We start from the raw sequence: 1658 nt of genomic DNA, 5'->3' as shown, positions 1-1658 counted from the left end.
TTATCAACCAGGGAAAACAGTCAAATCATTTTGTGGGGATTCATACTGTAGTGCCAAAACTCAACCTCTCTGCTCTGTAAGTTGTTGATAATACAAGACTTATTTTTTTAAACGGCGAAGTTGGGTTTAAACTTTTCTTTTTCATTTTGCATTTTGATTTTGCATTTACTTGATACCCCCATTATAAAAATGGCAAAGCTATAGACCATTAAACGCTTACTTAACGAACTTAGCTACCATATCCCCAACTTCAGATGTTGACATACCCATTTTACCGGCAGACATATTTTTGATAAGTCCGGAGGAGAGAAGTTTAATGATAGCATTTTCAACCAATGTTGCCGCTTTTTTTTCACCAAGATTATTTAACATCATCTGGAGACTTAAGATAGTGGCTAATGGATTAATTTGATTTTTGTTGGTATATTTCGGGGCAGAACCATGAATAGGCTCAAACATAGAAACACCCTGAGGATTGATATTTCCTCCTGCCGCTATTCCCATTCCACCTTGAACCATCGCCCCTAAATCTGTAATAATATCCCCAAACATATTACAGGTAACGATGACATCAAACCATTCTGGATTTTTCACCATCCACATACAGCAAGCATCAACATAGGCATGGTCTTTAGTTACCTCTGGATATTCCTCCCCAACCTCTTTAAATACTCGTTGCCAGAGGTCATGACCATAGGTCAGGACATTTGATTTATCGACTAATGTAAGTTTTTTTCTCTTTGTCGTCCTGGCTAATTCATAGGCATACCTGATGCACCTTTCTACCCCTTTGCGGGTATAGAGCATCTCTTGAACAGCCACTTCATCACTGGTATTTTTCTTTAAAAATCCACCTATGCCAATATAAAGACATTCAGTATTTTCGCGAACTACGATAAAATCAATCTCCTCTGGTCCTTTATCTTTAATTGGGGTATAGACACCCGGATATAATTTAATCGGTCTTAAATTAATATATTGGTCTAATCCAAATCTAATTTTAAGCAATAATCCTTGCTCAAGGATGCCTGGTTTAACATCTGGATGACCAATGGCACCCAGATAAATCGCCGACATCTGTTTGAGTTCATTCAAGGCAGAATCAGGCAATACCTCACCTGTTCGTAAATATCGCTCTCCACCAAAATCATAATTTATCAATTCATACTTGAGAGCAGTTACCTCTGCAACTGCTTCTAATACCTTTAGTCCTTCTCTTATTACTTCAGGGCCAACTCCATCTCCTGGAATAACAGCAATTTTGTGCATAAATTTTTCCTCCTTTTTTCCACTACCTATAGAGTTCTGCAAAACTCGGAAACTGTAGTTTTTAAACGGGTATTTAAAACCTCTATTTTTATCAAATTCCTCCAAATATCAAAATGCAAAACTCGTTTATAGTTTATAGTTGATAGTTTATGGTTTATAGTCTATAGTCCTTCAACTATCAACTATCTACTATAAACTATCAACGATTTTTAGTTTTAAGTTTTTCAGAGAATTTGCAAATTTGTCAAAGTTCAGTAAAATAATCTCTTTCCTTTCAGCGTTAAAATACTTGAAGCAAAGATATTACCAAATTCCTCCAACTCTTTGAGAAACACTATCCTTTGGCAACTTATCGATGAATTCTATAAGTCGCAGAGTAAAGTTATACA

At 35.9% G+C, this 1658-nt stretch carries 1 protein-coding gene; it reads right to left on the bottom strand.

The annotated features are described in order from the left end of the window. Nucleotides 1-216: 216 nt before the first annotated feature. Nucleotides 217-1269: a 3-isopropylmalate dehydrogenase gene (locus AB1422_19265; GenBank protein MEW6621441.1), complete on the bottom strand. Its 1053-nt coding sequence runs from the start codon at nt 1267-1269 to the stop codon at nt 217-219. Nucleotides 1270-1658 lie beyond the last annotated feature (389 nt).

It is taken from the genome of bacterium (assembly GCA_040757115.1).
GTDB lineage: Bacteria > UBA9089 > CG2-30-40-21 > CG2-30-40-21 > SBAY01 > JBFLXS01.
The sequence above is the reverse complement of the archived record's forward strand: the minus strand, read 5'-3'. Positions and strand labels throughout refer to the sequence as shown.